Annotated in this window: 13 protein-coding genes, 1 tRNA gene and 1 other annotated feature; of the genes, 3 read left to right on the top strand and 11 right to left on the bottom strand. The window is 45.1% G+C overall.

Annotated features, from left to right (window positions below; genetic code table 11):
• Positions 1-473: 473 nt before the first annotated feature.
• The 3 genes from dacB to ACQE26_RS14485 all read right to left on the bottom strand — a co-directional run bounded on the left by dacB (position 474) and on the right by ACQE26_RS14485 (position 4,441).
• Entirely contained in the window at positions 474-1,949 is a 1,476-nt protein-coding gene (dacB, locus tag ACQE26_RS14495; protein WP_500469897.1) for a D-alanyl-D-alanine carboxypeptidase/D-alanyl-D-alanine endopeptidase, read from the bottom strand.
• A 19-nt stretch (positions 1,950-1,968) separates the two neighbouring features.
• Complete coding sequence (locus ACQE26_RS14490) at positions 1,969-2,937, bottom strand: aldose 1-epimerase (protein ID WP_500469895.1); 969 nt, start codon at positions 2,935-2,937, stop codon at positions 1,969-1,971.
• 115 nt (positions 2,938-3,052) lie between these two features.
• Entirely contained in the window at positions 3,053-4,441 is a 1,389-nt protein-coding gene (locus ACQE26_RS14485; protein ID WP_500469893.1) for an MATE family efflux transporter, read from the bottom strand.
• Positions 4,442-4,669: 228 nt separating this feature from the next.
• Here ACQE26_RS14485 and ACQE26_RS14480 point away from each other — a divergent pair, with 228 nt between their 5' ends.
• On the top strand, positions 4,670-5,212 hold the full coding sequence (locus ACQE26_RS14480) for a DL-endopeptidase inhibitor IseA (protein ID WP_500469891.1): 543 nt from the start codon (positions 4,670-4,672) through the stop codon (positions 5,210-5,212).
• Between the two features lie 299 nt (positions 5,213-5,511).
• Here ACQE26_RS14480 and ACQE26_RS14475 read toward each other — a convergent pair.
• The 3 genes from ACQE26_RS14475 to ACQE26_RS14465 all read right to left on the bottom strand — a co-directional run bounded on the left by ACQE26_RS14475 (position 5,512) and on the right by ACQE26_RS14465 (position 6,718).
• A tRNA-Arg gene (locus ACQE26_RS14475) sits at positions 5,512-5,584 on the bottom strand.
• A 42-nt stretch (positions 5,585-5,626) separates the two neighbouring features.
• A complete protein-coding gene (locus ACQE26_RS14470; protein WP_045926205.1) occupies positions 5,627-6,172 on the bottom strand; it encodes a site-specific integrase in 546 nt (181 codons plus the stop codon).
• Positions 6,173-6,487: 315 nt separating this feature from the next.
• A complete protein-coding gene (locus ACQE26_RS14465; RefSeq protein WP_058906086.1) occupies positions 6,488-6,718 on the bottom strand; it encodes an excisionase family DNA-binding protein in 231 nt (76 codons plus the stop codon).
• Positions 6,719-6,961: 243 nt separating this feature from the next.
• Here ACQE26_RS14465 and ggt point away from each other — a divergent pair, with 243 nt between their 5' ends.
• Entirely contained in the window at positions 6,962-8,737 is a 1,776-nt protein-coding gene (gene ggt / locus ACQE26_RS14460; RefSeq protein ID WP_500469889.1) for a gamma-glutamyltransferase, read from the top strand.
• 46 nt (positions 8,738-8,783) lie between these two features.
• On the opposite strand, the gene ACQE26_RS14455 is transcribed toward ggt, so the two are convergent.
• The 4 genes from ACQE26_RS14455 to ACQE26_RS14440 form a co-directional block, all read right to left on the bottom strand.
• Entirely contained in the window at positions 8,784-9,959 is a 1,176-nt protein-coding gene (locus tag ACQE26_RS14455; protein ID WP_438420018.1) for an MFS transporter, read from the bottom strand.
• Positions 9,960-10,098: 139 nt separating this feature from the next.
• Positions 10,099-10,401 (bottom strand): ArsR/SmtB family transcription factor, encoded by a 303-nt coding sequence (locus ACQE26_RS14450; protein ID WP_007407355.1) that lies wholly within the window; start codon positions 10,399-10,401, stop codon positions 10,099-10,101.
• A 31-nt stretch (positions 10,402-10,432) separates the two neighbouring features.
• Entirely contained in the window at positions 10,433-12,361 is a 1,929-nt protein-coding gene (gene thrS / locus ACQE26_RS14445) for a threonine--tRNA ligase (protein WP_500469886.1), read from the bottom strand.
• A gap of 51 nt (positions 12,362-12,412) precedes the next feature.
• Positions 12,413-12,637: a binding site (T-box leader), on the bottom strand.
• 359 nt (positions 12,638-12,996) lie between these two features.
• Complete coding sequence (locus tag ACQE26_RS14440; protein ID WP_500469884.1) at positions 12,997-13,863, bottom strand: LysR family transcriptional regulator; 867 nt, start codon at positions 13,861-13,863, stop codon at positions 12,997-12,999.
• Positions 13,864-13,981: 118 nt separating this feature from the next.
• On the opposite strand from ACQE26_RS14440, the gene ACQE26_RS14435 reads away from it, so the two are divergent.
• Positions 13,982-14,962, top strand: a complete 981-nt coding sequence (locus tag ACQE26_RS14435; RefSeq protein WP_500469882.1) for a zinc-binding dehydrogenase — start codon at positions 13,982-13,984, stop codon at positions 14,960-14,962.
• Between the two features lie 418 nt (positions 14,963-15,380).
• Here the strand turns inward: ACQE26_RS14435 and gltD are convergent, their stop codons facing one another.
• Positions 15,381-16,862, bottom strand: a complete 1,482-nt coding sequence (gene gltD, locus ACQE26_RS14430; protein WP_045926200.1) for a glutamate synthase small subunit — start codon at positions 16,860-16,862, stop codon at positions 15,381-15,383.
• Between the last annotated feature and the right edge of the window lie 13 nt (positions 16,863-16,875).

The raw sequence follows: 16,875 nt of genomic DNA, 5'->3' as shown, positions 1-16,875 counted from the left end.
AATCCCTCCATTTCAATTTAAGAGGATAAGAAAGTGAAATAATTACAATTAAAATTCGACAGCATATGACTAAATCATCCATATAGCATTATTTTAAAACATATTTTAGAAATCACAATAAAAAATTAAATTTTCTCTAACATTTTTTAGAATATAGTATATTATGCTTACTTAGATTCTTCATTTCTATAATTTTTATACCATGTAAAACGGTATGTATGCACAGTGCAAACTGGTTCTTAAACACTATAATAAGGAATAAAATGTATAATAAATCGCGTCTTTAAAAAGATTTTGCCTCCCGGAAAGAAGTTTTTATAATAAAAATGAAAAATCGGTAACACTTAAGAAAAGAAAGTGTCAAAAAAGGCGGAATATTGAAGATATTACTTTTTGAAGAGATTGTTTCATAATAGCAATATAATATTCGTTTTCCATCAAAAAAAAGCCGGATCCCATAAGGATCGGCTTTTTTATTGATTTGCCAGCACGACTGCGATCTTGTCTTCAATGTCTTTTCCGTCATCTTCGTCAAGCAATCCGTTTTGAAGCACGGAAAAAATAAGCGTATCCCCTGTTTTTGTTTCCACATAGCCGGCAATTGAACTGACTGATGTTAATGACCCGGTTTTCGCTTTAATTTTGCCTTCTGCAGGAGTATTCTTCAGCCGATTCCGAAGGGTGCCTCCCGTCATTCTGTCACTTGCACCGGCGACAGGGAGCGAACGAAGGAAAGCCGGGTACCACTTTTCTTTCTGAACAGCATACAAAAGCTCTCCGATTTGTTCGGCGGATACGCCGTTAATATGAGAAACGCCGGAACCGTCTCTGGCAATCAATTCATCCGGATTCAGCCCGAACGATTTGAGCTCCGATTTCATCACGTCCAAACCCTTTTCCCAACTGCCCTCGCCTTTTTTCACTTTCCCCATTTCCTTGATCAGAATTTCGGCGTGCCCGTTGTTGCTCAGTTTCATAAACGGGATCAATAATTCCGAAAGAGGCATGGATGTCCGTGATGTGACTGGCTGGGTGTGATGCGGCATGCGCCCGGTTTTAATCTTCCCTTTTACAGTGATCCCCTGTTTAGTAAGCGCTTGTTTCCATAAATCTAACGCATAGGACGACGGATCCCACACTGCCGCCCATTCTCTTGCCTTTGCCGCGCCCGCCGGCATGGTTCCCTTTACCGTAATCACATTGCCCCCATGCTCCCGTTCAACCGTCAAATCTTTCTTTTCATCAGAAGCGACGGTTTTTACTTCATTTTTCACACGTACGACGTCCGTATGGGGAGAAATCGTAATACGCGCCTTTTTACCGGGCTGTTTCGCCGGGCTGATTTCCGCAATCACCGTTCCGGTATCATAATCCTCATTCGGTGAAGCGGTAAGAGCTGATACTTGCGCGCCATAATATTGGCCTTCATCGCTCCACGGAAGATCAACTGAATACCTGGTATCGTCATACCGTGAATCATCCCCGACCAGATCTCCTTGAATGACACGGATGCCTCTGGCTTTGACTTGTTTAGCCATCTTCTCAAAATCAGAAGCCAATAGGGTCGGATCGCCAGTTCCTTTGAGATAAAGGTTTCCGCGCAGCTGTTTTCCTTTCACGGCGCCGTCTGCCCGTACTTCTGTTTTAAAGGTGTAATCTTCACCAAGAACGGAAAGCGCCGCAGATGCCGTCAGCAGCTTCATCAGTGATGCAGGCCTCAATCTCATATCTTCCCGGCTGCCGAACAGCACCTCCCCTGTTTTTGCCGATCGGACACTGACGCCTGCCGCGGCGCCCTTTAAGGCAGGTTCTTCATTCAGAATGTGTTCCAGCTCTTTTTGCAACGCATTTTTTTGTTCGGCCGCTTTGGCGGAATCATCAATATAAGGAACGGCGGCTATGACCAAAAGGAGAAACACCGCGGCCAAGCGTTTGACATATGTTTTCAATGTTATCCCCGCCTCTTTCTTATTCTTCGTCATGCAAAATGGTGATACGGGATGACGCAGCCGCTTCTTCGCCCGGTTTCAGTATCTGAAGCCCCGTCAGTGATGCAGGCTGATTCAGATTAAATGCATCTGTAACGGAGGTATAAGGCTCAAGACTGACAAACCCCTGCTTTCCGTCACCGTTATATACCACCCAATGCTTGAAAGACGTGTCTGCCTGATACAAAACGGATAGCTGGTCATCAGGGTGATAAATAACAGCTTCGTTATTGCCGCCATTCCGCCCGGAAGAAAGAAAAACATCGTCAAACTGCTTATTTTTCAAAGACATCCCTTTACGGAACGCTTCTTTATCAGGCACATCCAATAAACGGCCCGTCGGCACGAAACGTTCATTTAATTCCCACATGCGGTCAGCCGTCAGGAAAAGACGTGATCGCTCTTCGTTGAAAACAAAAGTTGAATGATAGCCCAGCCCCCAAGGAAAAGCCTCCGTTCCCTTGTTGATAATCAGCGCCCGCTGCGTAAACACATTGTTTTTTAATGTATAAGTCATCCGGACAATGACATCGTGCGGAAATTGTTTATGGACACGGGGAATTTCTGTAAGATCAATTTCTGTTTCGACTGTCAGTTCATCCCCCTCTTCTTTCGCCGCCGCCAATTTCCAATGCTGGTTGTGAAGAAAGCCGTGAATATGATTATGTTTATCCTCTTCGTTTATGTCAAATTGATACGTGCGGCCGTCAAAACGAAACGTCCCGTCCGTAATCCGGTTCGGCGGGAATAAAACGGGAATACCGTACAGCATCGGTTTTTCGCGAAATTGTTCCGCGGTTTCCGGTTCTCTCAGAATCTGCATACCGGTTCTTTTATCCCGGATCGCAATGACCTGTGAGCCCCATTCCGGCACAATGATGCATTCAGCCTGTTCAGTTTCCGCTTTTACGGCCGAAGCCCCTAAATAAGTCGTATGTTCAATCGTCATAAGCACCTGCCCTTTCCTTGTTTTCTAGCATGTATAGGAATTCCATTTTCTAAACTCATTTTCCTTCTCTGAAAAAAACATCGCCCGTATGAACTGAGCGATGTGCGGTAAAATCTTATTGAATCAGCCGGGTAATCTGTTTTTTCTTCCATACAAACCTGTAATAGCCGTACTGCAGCAGCAGGCTGATGACAAAAGCCGCCGGATAACCGACCCAAATGCCGAGAATGCCGAGTTTCGTGTAATGAGATAGTATAAAGGCGACAGGCACCTCAATTCCCCAAATCGCAAAAATGCTGATAACAGTCGGCCATAATACCGTACCGCTCGCCCGCATTGTCGCTGAAACGATCTGAGCGTGACCGAAAATCAGATAGCTCCAAAGTGTAATCATAATAAGATTGCGGGCAATATGAAGCGTATCCTGATCGGTTAAAAACAAAGCCAGTATTTGCCGGGAGAAGGTGTAAATCAGCACAATCAAAACCCCGCCAATCAAATAATTCAGGCCGATGCCGACTTTGATGACCTGCTTCAGCCTGCCGAATTGATTGGCTCCTATGGATTGGGCGGCAAAAATTGAAACGGCGATACCGAGGCTTACCGCCGGCATCTGCACATAACTCGCCACTTGGTTAACGACCCCGTAAGCAGCCGTCGCGTTTGATCCATAATGATTCACAAAAGAGATGACCGCGATTTCAGAAAGTGATACGAGAATCATATTGATGCTCGACGGAATACCGAGCCGCAGTAAAAGCGCGAGCAGCTTTTTGTCCATTTTAAGAGAGCGGAACGCAGCCCGGTCAAATGCCAGCGGGTGCTTCTTTTTCCGCAAATAAACCATCAGCACGATAAATGTCACGATGTTTGAAATGACCGTTGCATACGCTGATCCGTAAATGCCGAACTTCGGAAGCCCGAAAAGTCCGAGAATCAATAAAGGCAAAAGCCCGATGTTAATGACCGTACTGACGATTAACGTATAAAACGGGGTCTTTGAATCTCCCGTTCCGCGTAAAAATGTTGTATAAGCAAAATATAAAAACATCAGCGGCATCGCGCAAAACAAAATGCGCGCATATCGGACACTTACATCTATTACGTTTTCCGGCGTTCCCATCAGCCGCAAAATATCAAGCGTAAACACACTGCCGACAACTGCCAGAATAATTCCGAGCATAAAGGTAAACGTCAGCGTAGTGCCGACAATCGCCTTCATTCTCTCTTCATTTTTTGCGCCGTAAGCCTGCCCGATCAGAATGGAACTTCCTGAACCGATTCCGATTGTAAAGGAAATCAGCAGGAAAAACAGCGGAAAAAAAGACGACACGGCGGCAAGCGCATCGACTCCGAGCCACCTTCCGACAAACACCATTCCGACCAATTGGCCGACAGATTGCAATACGTTGCTTAATAGCAGCGGGACTAAAAATAATGACATAGACCGCCAGACAGACTGGCCGGGGCCTTCCGCTGTCTCCAGATTATCTTGTACCTCCATATGTAGGACTCCTTTTTTGATTTTCTTCCATTTTATTATTCAGCAGACAGCTTGTAAAAACCTTTTGTTCAATGAAACTCTTTATCTTTTTCTTCCGTCTTACATGGAAATAAATCATAAAAATAAAAAGTGCGGAAAATATTTCTGAAAAGGTATTGTAATCTTACCGTAATTATTGTAACATTTGTAACATAAGAGAAAGAGATTCGTTGAAGGAGAGATTAAATCATGAAAAAATGGCTATTATTCCTTACTACTATTACATTAATTCTATCACTGGGCACTGCGGCGACTGCCAAAAATACGTCTAATGACCTTACGCAAAAACAAGCACTTCAGCTGGCTCTGTCAGCAAGAGAACATTTTTGGAACACCATGAGCGGAGGAACGCTTAAGTCAAAAGCAAACTGCACATCCGAGCAGTTCGAATATCAAAATCTTCAATATGTATTCATGTGCAAAGAACTCGGAACAAAAGCGAAAGCCGTAAAATATCTGACACCCGCTTTTACAAAGCAGGCGATTGATAAAGGACTTAAAGAGTACCACTTCACTGTAAAAGACGGCAAATTGGCTGTTCCGGTCGGCGACGGAGATAACCTCCTGAATTGGAAAAAAGCAAAAATGACCCTTCTTTCTAAAAAAGGAAGCGTCCAAACGTACCGCTTCACTGTACCGACTCTTGACGGTTCTCCGTCAGCAAAACGCGACGTTACATTCGTAAAAGAAAACAACGTTTGGAAAGTCAATCAATTTGATGCTGTTATATAAAGAAAAGCCCGCTAAAAGCGGGCTTTTTTGAATGATGCAATGGCGTAATTATAACCGAAAGGCTTTTCAGGTCACGAAATATAAAAGACTCCGTGAAGAAGATACACGAAACACCCTTGATCTGTTTGAAAAAATACCTGACGTGAAAACATCTGTTTAGAAATGTGCAAAATTTGTGCAAAAAAATAAAATCGCATCGTTTTTCAGCGGGTTCTTACAAAAATAAAAAGCTTGCAAAAACGACAAAAACCCTTGTTATACAAGGGTTTTTGCGTTTGGTAGACGTGATTAAAATAAAACGCTCTAGGAGAGATTCGAACTCCCGACCTGCAGTTTAGGAAACTGCTGCACTATCCGCTGTGCTACTAGAGCCTGCTTATATTATAGTAACGCTGGCGGCCGTTTTTTTCAAGCCTACAGCCCGCCGAACACTTTATAAGCGGCTCTCGTCGTATCCTCATCTATTCCGATATAACGCATCGTAATAGACGGAGAAGAATGATTTAATATCCGCTGGAGTTCGGCAATATCTTTCGTCCTCTGATAAAAATGATACCCGAACGTCTTTCTCAGCGTATGCGTCCCGATCTCCTCCAATCCGCACGCAGCAGCTGCTTCTTTTAATATTCTGTATGCCTGAATCCGCGAAATAGGCTTATTCGTCCGTTTCGATTTAAACAAATAGTCATTCTCTTTCATGTCTTTTGTATATGCGTATATGTCGGCTTTTAGAGATTCCAATATTAGAATTTTTCTTTTCTTTCTCGTTTTGCTCTCAGTCGCCCATACATGGTCTTTGTTTCTGACATCCTTCACGCGAAGCGGCAGAACATCAGAAATCCGCAGTGCGCTGTTCATGCCGAAAATAAATAAAAAATAATCACGTTCACTTTTCTTCATTAAATACTGTTTGACTTCCTGGATCTTTTCCAAACTTCGAATCGGCTGTACGATATGCATCAAAAAACCCCTTATAATTGGTGAAGTAACATATTGAGCATTATGTTACTATTATAGCTGAAACCCATTGAATGATAAAGGATAAAGCCTCTTATGTAACATAATATACATAGTGTTACATAAAGAGAATGAGACACCATCTTTCAAAAAGATCCCTAAAAACATCGTTTATATCCCCGTGACGGGATTTTGGGACATCAGATCCTCTTAGTATTCAAAAAAGAAAACACCGCCCTTAAAACGGAATCTGAGCGTTCGGTTTTTTTGTGAACAGCCGAAGAAATGCAAAAAAAAGACACAATATGAAATTGTGTCCTAATCTTCGTCTTTTACATCAATGTCTTCAGGGAGCGGTTCATTTAAAAACTCCTGTATCATTTCTTTATATTTTTCCAGCTGTTCAAGATGGGTTTGAAATTGTTCTTTGTTGATTAAATATTGCTGCCCGTCATGGATCGCTCTTATTTTATTCGTCAAAACAAGATTGTGTACATATTCTTCAGGAAGACTGGTAAACTCCGCTGTCTCTTTAATGGTTAAATACATGGCTCACGTTCCTTTCATATGTCATGTGAGTGAATTCTGTTTTGTTTATTGTAGCTTATTTTTTGCCTTAATGCTTGTTTCACAGCTTTTTCTGTCCGGTTTCCCATTTATCCCATTAGCGACTGATTACATTCACACAGAAACCCCGTCTTTTTGCACACCGGACTATTCCGTTTGTCACTTGTGAAAACAGCACATTTTACTTACTCTATAATTGTAAGCGGAAAACAAAGGAGGCAGACTATGAAAAAGAAAAAGTTTATGAATCTTTGTTTTATCGTTCTGCTCAGTACTTTGCTCGCAGCCGGAAGCATCCCTTATCACGCTCAGGCTAAGAATCACCCGTTTTCCTATGATAACTACAAACAGGTAGATGTCGGCAAAGACGGCATGGTCGCCACCGCCCATCCTCTCGCTTCACAAATCGGTGCCGACGTGCTGAAAAAAGGCGGAAATGCAATTGACGCAGCAGTTGCCATTCAATTTGCATTAAACGTAACCGAACCGATGATGTCGGGAATCGGCGGCGGCGGATTTATGATGGTTTATGATGCGAAGACGAAAGACACCACCATTATCGACAGCCGGGAACGCGCACCGGAAGGCGCAGCACCGGATATGTTCCTGGACGAAAACGGCAAAGCCATTCCTTTCTCTGAGCGGGTTACGAAAGGGACTGCAGTCGGTGTTCCGGGAACATTAAAAGGACTTGAAAAAGCGCTCGACAAATGGGGCACCCGCTCCATGAAACAACTCATCACCCCTTCCATTAAACTTGCCTCAAAAGGCTTTCCGATTGATTCGGTTTTAGCTGACGCCATCTCAGATTATAAAGACAAATTATCACACACTGCTGCAAAAGACGTGTTTCTTCCAAACGGAGAACCTCTGAAAGAAGGAGACACACTCGTCCAAAAAGACTTAGCCAAAACATTTACAGCTATTAAGTACAAAGGCACAAAAGCGTTCTATGACGGAGCATTCTCCCAAAAGCTCGCGGAAACAGTGCAGGAATTCGGCGGCTCAATGACAGAAAAAGATATTAAAAACTTCAATGTGACGATTGACGAACCGATCTGGGGAGATTACCAGGGCTACCATATCGCAACTGCTCCTCCTCCAAGCTCCGGCGGTGTTTTCCTGTTGCAAATGCTGAACCTTCTGGATGATTTTAAGCTTTCCCAATATGATATCCGTTCTTGGCAAAAATATCAGCTTCTCGCAGAAACAATGCATTTGGCTTATGCTGACCGTGCCGCATTTGCCGGGGATCCAGAATTCGTCAACGTCCCTCTCAAAGGTCTCTTGAATCCAGATTATATCAATGCCCGCAGACAGCTGATAGATATGAATAAAGTGAATAAAAAACCGAAAGCCGGCGATCCTTGGGCTTATCAGGAAGGCTCTGCAAACTATAAACAAGTCGAACAGCCGACTGATAAACAAGAGGGTCAAACGACTCACTTCACGGTAACCGATCGCTTCGGCAATGTTGTATCTTATACAACAACGATTGAACAGCTGTTCGGTTCCGGCATTATGGTTCCCGGATATGGCGTTGTTTTGAACAATGAATTAACAGACTTCGACGCGGTGCCGGGCGGCGCAAATGAAGTGCAGCCGAATAAACGTCCGCTCAGCAGCATGACTCCGACCATTTTATTTAAAAATAACGAACCCGTCCTGACTGTCGGCTCCCCCGGCGGAGCAACGATTATTTCTTCCGTTCTGCAAACGATCCTGAACAAAGTCGAGTACGGCATGGATCTGAAAGCGGCAGTCGAAGAACCGAGAATTTACACAAACAGCATGACGTCCTATCGTTATGAAAAAGGAGTGCCGGAAGAAGCCCGCACAAAACTGAACGAAATGGGGCATAAATTCGGCAGCAGTCCGGTTGATATCGGAAACGTGCAAAGCATCCTGATCGATCGTGAAAACGGCACCTTCACCGGCGTTGCCGACTCCAGCCGAAACGGAGCCGCAATCGGCGTAAACTTGAAGAAATGTGAAAAATAACAAAACAAAAAGCCTCATTTCTCAAACTGAGAAACGAGGCTTTTGTTTATTCGGCACTGTATTCGGATGAGGTTTTTTCAGACATTAACAACATAAGTGAAAGTACGCCGCACATCGCAATGACAACACCGCCTGCACCAATCCATGTCACTGACGCAAGAGACAGATGAGTGACAACAATGCCCCCGATACCTGCCCCGGCAGCCATCGCCAGCTGCATCATAGACTGGTTGAGGCCAAGTAATACACCTGATGATTCCGGCTCCATCGTTGCCAAATGATATTGCTGAGCCGGCCCGGATGACCAGGCGGAAAAGGACCAAAATATAAGCACTGCCGCCGCTCCGGCAGCAGAATGTGTAACAAAGGGCAATAACATGAGCATGATAGCATGAAGCGCCATTCCGCCGGTTAATGTGAGACGCGCCCCCCATTTGTCTGCGCTGAAACCGCCCGCTTTAGAGCCGGCAAGACTCGCAACCCCGAAAATAAGCAGCAATGTGCTCAGCATTCCGCTGCTGATATGAGTAACGTTCAGTAAAAACGGCGAAAGGTACGTATACGCAACCGAATAGCCTCCAAGCCAAAAAAACGTGATGGCCAGGCCGACAGCCACTTTTCGTTTCTTCAAAAAAGAAAGCTGCTGAATGAGCGGCACGGGTTTATCTCCTTTTATCTCAGGCAGCGCGAAACGTATAATCAGCATGGCAATGGTTCCGAGTGCCGCAATACCGGCGAAAACCATCTTCCAGCCGAAAGCTTCAGACACGGTTCTTCCGATCGGAACACCGATAATGAGCGCAGCCGTAAATCCCATAATGACTGACGCAAGAGAGCTTGCCTGCTTTCCCGGAGGAGCGATTTTTGCTGCGATCGTAAGCGCGGTTACCACCACGGTTCCCGCTCCAAGCGCCATGATCACCCGCGCTCCCGCAAATAAGCCGAATCCCTGCACAAGGAAAGAAATGATATTTCCGATAACAAACAGCCCCAGAGCATAGATCATAAGCTTCCTTCTGTCCAGCCTTGCTGTCAGAACCATCACGACAGGCGTTCCGATTGCATAAACGAGTGAAAAAATTGTAATCAGCTGCCCTGCCGCTGCCACAGTGACGCCCAAAGAACCTGCAATTTTATCAAGCACTCCGGATATCACATATTCAGAGGTCCCAACTAAAAAGCTGATAATCGCTAAAATGTAAACCTTCCATGTATTTTTCATCTGATACACTCCTTCATTGATGATTTATATAAAGATATATTGGGATATATCGATATAAAGGATTAAAACAGAAACAAATCGCAATATGTCGATATGTAATCAGAAAAAGAAACTGAATCCCTCTTCAAAGGATTCAGCCCTACATTTCGCGCTGAAAATAATCGGCCATCGCCTTTATCGCTTCTTCATCTCTTTTATAATAGGTATATTTGCCGATCCGTTTCGTTTGGATAAGGCCCGCCCGCTGAAGGATGGAAAGATATTGAGACGCCGTTGACTGTGTCATCTGAAGCTTATCGGTGATCTGACTTACACATACTCCGATTTCATTCATATCAATGCCATCATGCGGGGCGAAGTGACGGTCCGGCTCTTTCAGCCATTGTAAAATCTCAAGCCGGGACTCATTAGACAACGCTTTAAAAACATCAATAGGTTTCATACGTTTTATTATATCGTGATTTTGCGATATGTCAATGTCGATTTACTTGAATCTCTTGTTTTGTTTCATTTATGATCCGGGAAACAAAATCACCCACACTCTCTTCAAATGTGTTTTCCCGTCCGTATTGTCTTACCTGTACAGATTGATGGCGGCACTCATGATCACCCACAACAGCAATATACGGTATTTTTTTCATTTGTGCTTCTCTGATTTTATACCCGAGTTTTTCATCCCGCTGATCAAGCTCAGCCCTGATACCCGCGTTCTTCAGCTTCCGGTGCGCCTGTTCTGCGCAGTCCCGGTGTGCGGTATTTGATACCGGGATGATTTTTGCCTGTACCGGAGCAAGCCATAAAGGGAACGCTCCCCCGAAATGTTCAGTAATGATTCCGAAAAATCTGTCAAGAGATCCGAATACCGCCCGGTGAATAACAACAGGACGGACTTTTTGATTTTTTTCATCAATATATGTTAAATCAAATTTCTCCGGCATTTGAAAATCGAGCTGGACAGTAGCGCATTGATGGCTTCGATTCAGCGCATCTTTTATATGAATATCAATTTTCGGGCCGTAAAATGCGCCATCCCCCCGATTAAACCGAAAATGATATCCCTGTTCTTTTAATACTTTCTCTAGTGCGCTCTCAGCTCGGTTCCACAAATGTTCGCTTCCCATGTAATTGTCCGGTCTTGTTGACAGCTCAATATCATAGGAAAAACTGAATGCGGTGTACACCTCGTGAATCAGCTGAAGCGCTGAAGTGATTTCGCTCTCGATCTGATCAGGCGTTACAAAAATATGCGCATCATCCTGGCAAAAGGACCTGACGCGAAGCAGGCCATTGAGCGCCCCGCTGAATTCGTGACGGTGCACCTGGCCGAATTCAGCCATCCGAATCGGAAGATCGCGATAAGAACGAAGCTTTTCTTTAAAAATGAGCATGTGGCCGGGACAGTTCATCGGCTTTAACGCGAAGCGCTGATGATCGGCTTCTGAGAAATACATATTCTCTTTATAATGATCCCAATGGCCTGATTGCTCCCAAAGACGCTGGTTCATCATCATAGGTGTGCGCACTTCCTGATAATGATAGGCATCCTGCTTTGAACGCAGAAATGATTCAAGCGTATTTCGGATGAACTGACCGTTCGGCAGATAAAAAGGCATACCCGGCGCTTCTTCTGAAAACATAAAAAGCTGTAATTCCGCTCCCAATTTTCGATGATTTCTCTTCTCCGCCTCTTTTATCAGCTGAAAATGCCTGTTCAGCTCCTTTTTTGAAGAAAATGCCTTCCCATAAATGCGCTGCAGCATTTTTTGATTGCTGTCGCCCCGCCAATAAGCCCCTGACACATGAGTAAGCGAAAAAGCTTTTATCTGACCGGCAGACGCCAAGTGCGGCCCCCGGCATAAATCAATGAAGTCGCCCTGACGGTAAATACTGATTGTATCATGATGCGGAATATCGGCTAAAAGCTCGAGCTTCAGCGGCTCGTGAGCAAACAGATGCTCTGCCTCTTCTCTGGAGATTTCTTCTCTGATGATTTCCGGATTTTCAGAAATGATTCGGTTCATCTCTTTTTCAATGACGGCCAATTCTCTTTCTGTAATCGTTTCATTCATGTCAAAATCATAATAAAAGCCATTCTCAATAACGGGACCGGTCCCTAAACAGACCTTCGGATACAGACGTTTTACCGCTTGCGCCAATACATGCGCTGCTGTGTGTCTCATCACTCCCAGCCCCTCTTCAGACTGAAAACTGCACAGTTCAATTTCAGCGTCTTCATGAATGCTTCTTCTAAGGTCATATAACGATCCGTTCACCTTGCCGGCGGCTGACGCCTTTTTCAAACCCGGACTGATTGATTGGGCAATCTCTTCTAACGTAACACCTTTCTGGTATTCTTTTTGTTTCCCGTCAGGAAAAGTAATGACAATGTGCGGTTTCTTCACGGTCTGATCTCTCCTTTATTTTTAAGAAAATAAAAACACACTCATCCCAAAGCAAGGGGCGAGTGTGTGTCAGACCCGCGGTTCCACCCAAATTCCCGCCACTTTAAGCGGCGGCTCATTGTTGCCGTAACGCGGCTGTACGGTATCGGCTGCTTTCGTTCACCGATACAGCTCAAAAGGCGGTAAGCTCATTCTTCGTGCCGGGAAGGTCTCAGCCTTGCCTCCCCTCTCTGTATGGCCGGTTCGAATGACTCATGTCCTTATCATTGCCATTTTTCTTATCAACATAAAAACACACTCATCCCAAAACAAGGGACGAGTGTGTGTCAGACCCGCGGTTCCACCCAAATTCCCGCCACTTCAAGCGGCGGCTCATTGTTGCCGTAACGCGGCTGTACGGTATCGGCTGCTTTCGTTCACCGATACAGCTCAAAAGGCGGTAAGCCCACTCTTCGTGCCGGGAAGGTCTCAGCCTTGCCTCCCCTCTCTGTATGGCCGGTTAAAATGACTCATGTCCTTATCATTGCAGATTCTTTATCCGAAAAAACTTTCTTTTATTATACATAAATTTCCGCGAAAAGAAAGTTTTTTAAAAAAAATCGTAAAAATTCGGCATATTCAGCTGTCCTGTTACGTCATCTTCCATGCGGTAACGCTTTTAATCCATTCAGCAGTTCTTCAAACGCCGATGTCAAAAATAAATCACGCCGGTAGATGAATGATATATTCATATCCCGAAAACGTTCAGGGAGCTGATGATGAAAAAGATTTTCCCGTTTTTGAAAATAACGGGCGGCTGACGCAGGCAAAAAGGAAACACCCAGCCCTGCCTGCACCGCTCCAATAATGGCTTCCAGCGTTCCGAATTCAATGATTTTATGTTCAGGCACTGCTTCCTCTTTCAATATATTTTTTATTTTTCGGCGGTGCGAACAGCCGGCGGCAAAAAACAGAATCGGCTCTCGCAGCAGGCTTTGCAAGCTGCCTTCCAGCACATTTGAAACCACGATCAATTCTTCTTGGAATACGGCGGATTGTTTAAGGTCTTCGTGTTCAACCGGCCCATAAACAAAAGCCCCGTCCAGCTCATACTGCAGGACGCGCTGCACTAAGGTATGTGTATCACCGGTCGACAGTGACAGCTGTACTTTCGGATATCGTCTGCAATACTCCGTGAAAAATTGAGGGAGATGGACGGCTGCAGCCGTTTCTAAAGAACCGATGCGGAGCGGACCGTTCGGATGTCCTGCCTCTTGCGTGTTTTTTTGCGCCTCATATAGCAGCTGCAGAATTCTGTCTGCATCTTTCAATAAGCTTTCACCTGCTGGCGTCAGCGTCATTCCCCGATTCGTCCGGTAAAACAGCTGTGTTTGTAATTGCCGTTCCAGCTGCTGAATCCGGTTTGTCACATTTGATTGAACATAATGCAGACTTTCGGCCGCCTTTGAAATACTGCCTTTGCGGGCGACAGTCTGAAAAATCTTTAAGTCTCCGCTTTCCATGTAAGGACACCTTCTTGCTATGATTTTTATTGATAGCCGGCTATCAATTTTCCTTCATTTACTGCAGCTGTTACAGCCTGTAAAATTTTTCTCATCAACCATAAAGGAGAGAAAAATAATGGATGCCATTATCATACACGAAAATAGCTTTCATTTCAGGCAGACACCTGACAAACATCCAGGGAACGGAGAAGTCAAAATAAAGCTGAAAACAGCCGGATTAAACCATCGCGATTTGTTTTTAATGAAAAGCCACGAAATCGGAAACCAAAAATTCATTCTCGGTTCAGATGGCGCGGGAATCGTAACTGAAATAGGACACGGCGTCTGTTCTCATTTACTGCATGCGGAAGTCATCATCAACCCGGTGCTGAATTGGAAGACTGTTAAGGATGTACCAGCCGTCCCTGATATTTTAGGCGGTCCAAGCGACGGAACTTTTTCACCTTATGTCATCGTTCCTGCGGAAAATGCCATTGTAAAACCCGATCATCTGACATGGGAGGAAGCGGGCGTGCTGCCATTATCAGCATTAACCGCTTATCGCGCCTTATTTACAAAAGGACAATTGAAAAAGGGCGAACACCTTATCCTTCCGGGCATCGGGAGCGGCGTGGCAACATACGCCTTACGAATGGCAAAAGCAATCGGAGCGACAGTCAGCGTCACCTCCCGCAGCGAAAACAAAAAACAAACCGCACTGTCATACGGTGCAGACCGGGCAATTGACAGTTACGGCGACTGGAATGAAGCGCTGAATGGCAAAAAAGCAGATATCATACTTGACGGTGTCGGTCCCGCTTTATATCAACACTACCTTGACATTATGAAACCGAATGGCCGGATCGTAACATTCGGTGCCAGTTCAGGTGATCAGCTCGGATTTCCTATTCGCTCGCTGTTTTTTCCGCAGATTCATATTCTCGGTACATCAATGGGAAGCAATGAGGAATTCGCGCAAATGCTGGAATTGATAAAACGCTGCGGCATCCGCCCCATTATCGACCGTATGTACCCTCTAAGAGAAGCAGCCGATGCCATTAAGAGAATGCAGGAAGGACGGCAGTTCGGCAATATCGGCTTTCATATAGATGTCTAAAAAGAGGAGCGGACCCTTCCAGGAGCCTTTCCGCTCTGACATACTCTTGATATTATTTCTTTCAAATAAAAAAGTGTTTTCCCGGTTTTTAAAACTTTTCGATGATACAGCCACACGACGGGTAAAGTGCCCGTCAATAAAATAAAATGGGAAAGCACAGGAAATGGCCTTTAAACGGCGCCGTCCGATGCTTGCACAGCGCTTCCAGATCACTTATGTCAGCACAATCCTTTACGTAACGTTTTGGAGGCAGCTATCAAAACAGGCCTTCTGAACGTTCACCGATTTGAAACTGCTGAACGGAAGAACAAATAATACGGCGCTCTGTTTCAGAAAGCAGATCATGTTAACAGTTCAGTTCCATGACATATGAAAAAACCGGCTGAGCCCAGCCGGTTCTATAATTAATCCCCTTTATTTACGGTAAAACAGTGCTCCCCATTAAATAACTGTCGACTTCGCGCGCTGCTTCCCGGCCTTCATTAATCGCCCATACAATCAGGCTTTGGCCTCTTCTCGCATCCCCTGCGGCGAAAACACCGTCAACATTCGTTTTATAATCCCCATATGCCGCCTGAATTTTATGATTTGCCGAATCGACACCAAACTGCTTCAATAATGGCTGTTCAGTTCCTTCAAAACCGATGGCGATAAACACCAGCTGAGCAGGCCATACTTTTTCCGTTCCGGGCAGTTCATGAAATTCATACTTACCGAATTCATTTCTGACTTTTTCCATTTGGATGGTGTGGATCTCTTTTAAGCGGCCTTGTTTATCGGCCACCATTTTTGTCGTCTGAATTGAATATTCTCTCGGATCTTTGCCGAACTTTGCCTGCGCTTCTTCATAGGCGTATTCAAGGGTGAAGACGTGCGGCTGTTCAGGCCACATATTGTCATTCGTGCGCGTCTGAGGAAGTTTAGGATGTTTTCCGAACTGATGCACGCTGCGCGCTTTTTGGCGCAGCGCGGTTGCCACGCAGTCAGCTCCTGTGTCTCCCCCGCCGATCACGATGACGTCTTTTCCTTTAGCGTCTATAAATTGTTTATCTTTGAAGTTGGAATCTAAATAGCTTTTCGTCGCCAGTGTTAAATAATCCATTGCGTAATGGACGCCTTTTGCTTCCCGGCCTTCAATCAGCAGATTGCGCTGCTTTTGGGCGCCTGTGCACAAAATGACGGCATCAAATTGTTCTTTGAGCTCATCAGCCGTTATGTCAACGCCGATTTCGGTATTTGTCACAAAATCTATACCTTCCTGCGTCAAAAGCTTAATACGGCGTTCGACGACATTTTTCTCAAGCTTCATGCTCGGAATGCCGTACATCAGCAGGCCGCCGGCTCTGTCAGCACGTTCATAGACCGTTACGGAATGACCGGCTTGGTTCAGCTGATCAGCGCTTGCCAGACCTGCCGGGCCTGAACCGACGACAGCGACTTTCTTACCTGTGCGTTTCGCTGGAATTCTCGGCTGAATCCATCCGTTTTCAAAACCTTTGTCAATGATCGTCCGCTCGATGTTTTTAATTGAAACAGCCGGATCTGAAATGGCCAGTGTACAAGATCCTTCACAAGGAGCGGGGCAGACCCGCCCTGTGAATTCAGGAAAGTTATTCGTTTTCAGAAGGCGCTCCAGTGCTTCTTTCCAGCGCCCCCGATAGACGAGGTCATTCCATTCCGGTATTAAATTATAAATCGGACATCCGGATGTAAAACCGTTAATATCAGCGCCGATTTGGCAAAACGGTGTGCCGCAATCCATACACCGTGCCCCCTGCCGCTTTGACGCTTCATCTGAAAATGGAGCCGAATACTCTTTCCAATCTTTTAAGCGAGTGAGAGGGTCCCGCTCAGCCGGTTTTTCTCGTTTTTCTTCCATGAATCCAGTTGGTTTCCCCATGTTCCTCTCCCCT

This window comes from Bacillus sp. 5RYD7K, assembly GCF_059831465.1.
This window is presented reverse-complemented; position numbering and strand designations above follow the sequence as displayed.

Coding starts and splice junctions, on each gene's coding strand:
- ACQE26_RS14490 (WP_500469895.1), bottom strand. CDS start 2,937: ATGACGATTGAACATACGACTTATTTAGGGGCTTCGGCCGTAAAAGCG.
- ACQE26_RS14485 (WP_500469893.1), bottom strand. CDS start 4,441: ATGGAGGTACAAGATAATCTGGAGACAGCGGAAGGCCCCGGCCAGTCT.
- ACQE26_RS14480 (WP_500469891.1), top strand. CDS start 4,670: ATGAAAAAATGGCTATTATTCCTTACTACTATTACATTAATTCTATCA.
- ACQE26_RS14470 (WP_045926205.1), bottom strand. CDS start 6,172: ATGCATATCGTACAGCCGATTCGAAGTTTGGAAAAGATCCAGGAAGTC.
- ACQE26_RS14465 (WP_058906086.1), bottom strand. CDS start 6,718: ATGTATTTAACCATTAAAGAGACAGCGGAGTTTACCAGTCTTCCTGAA.
- ggt (WP_500469889.1), top strand. CDS start 6,962: ATGAAAAAGAAAAAGTTTATGAATCTTTGTTTTATCGTTCTGCTCAGT.
- ACQE26_RS14455 (WP_438420018.1), bottom strand. CDS start 9,959: ATGAAAAATACATGGAAGGTTTACATTTTAGCGATTATCAGCTTTTTA.
- ACQE26_RS14450 (WP_007407355.1), bottom strand. CDS start 10,401: ATGAAACCTATTGATGTTTTTAAAGCGTTGTCTAATGAGTCCCGGCTT.
- ACQE26_RS14440 (WP_500469884.1), bottom strand. CDS start 13,863: ATGGAAAGCGGAGACTTAAAGATTTTTCAGACTGTCGCCCGCAAAGGC.
- ACQE26_RS14435 (WP_500469882.1), top strand. CDS start 13,982: ATGGATGCCATTATCATACACGAAAATAGCTTTCATTTCAGGCAGACA.
- gltD (WP_045926200.1), bottom strand. CDS start 16,862: ATGGGGAAACCAACTGGATTCATGGAAGAAAAACGAGAAAAACCGGCT.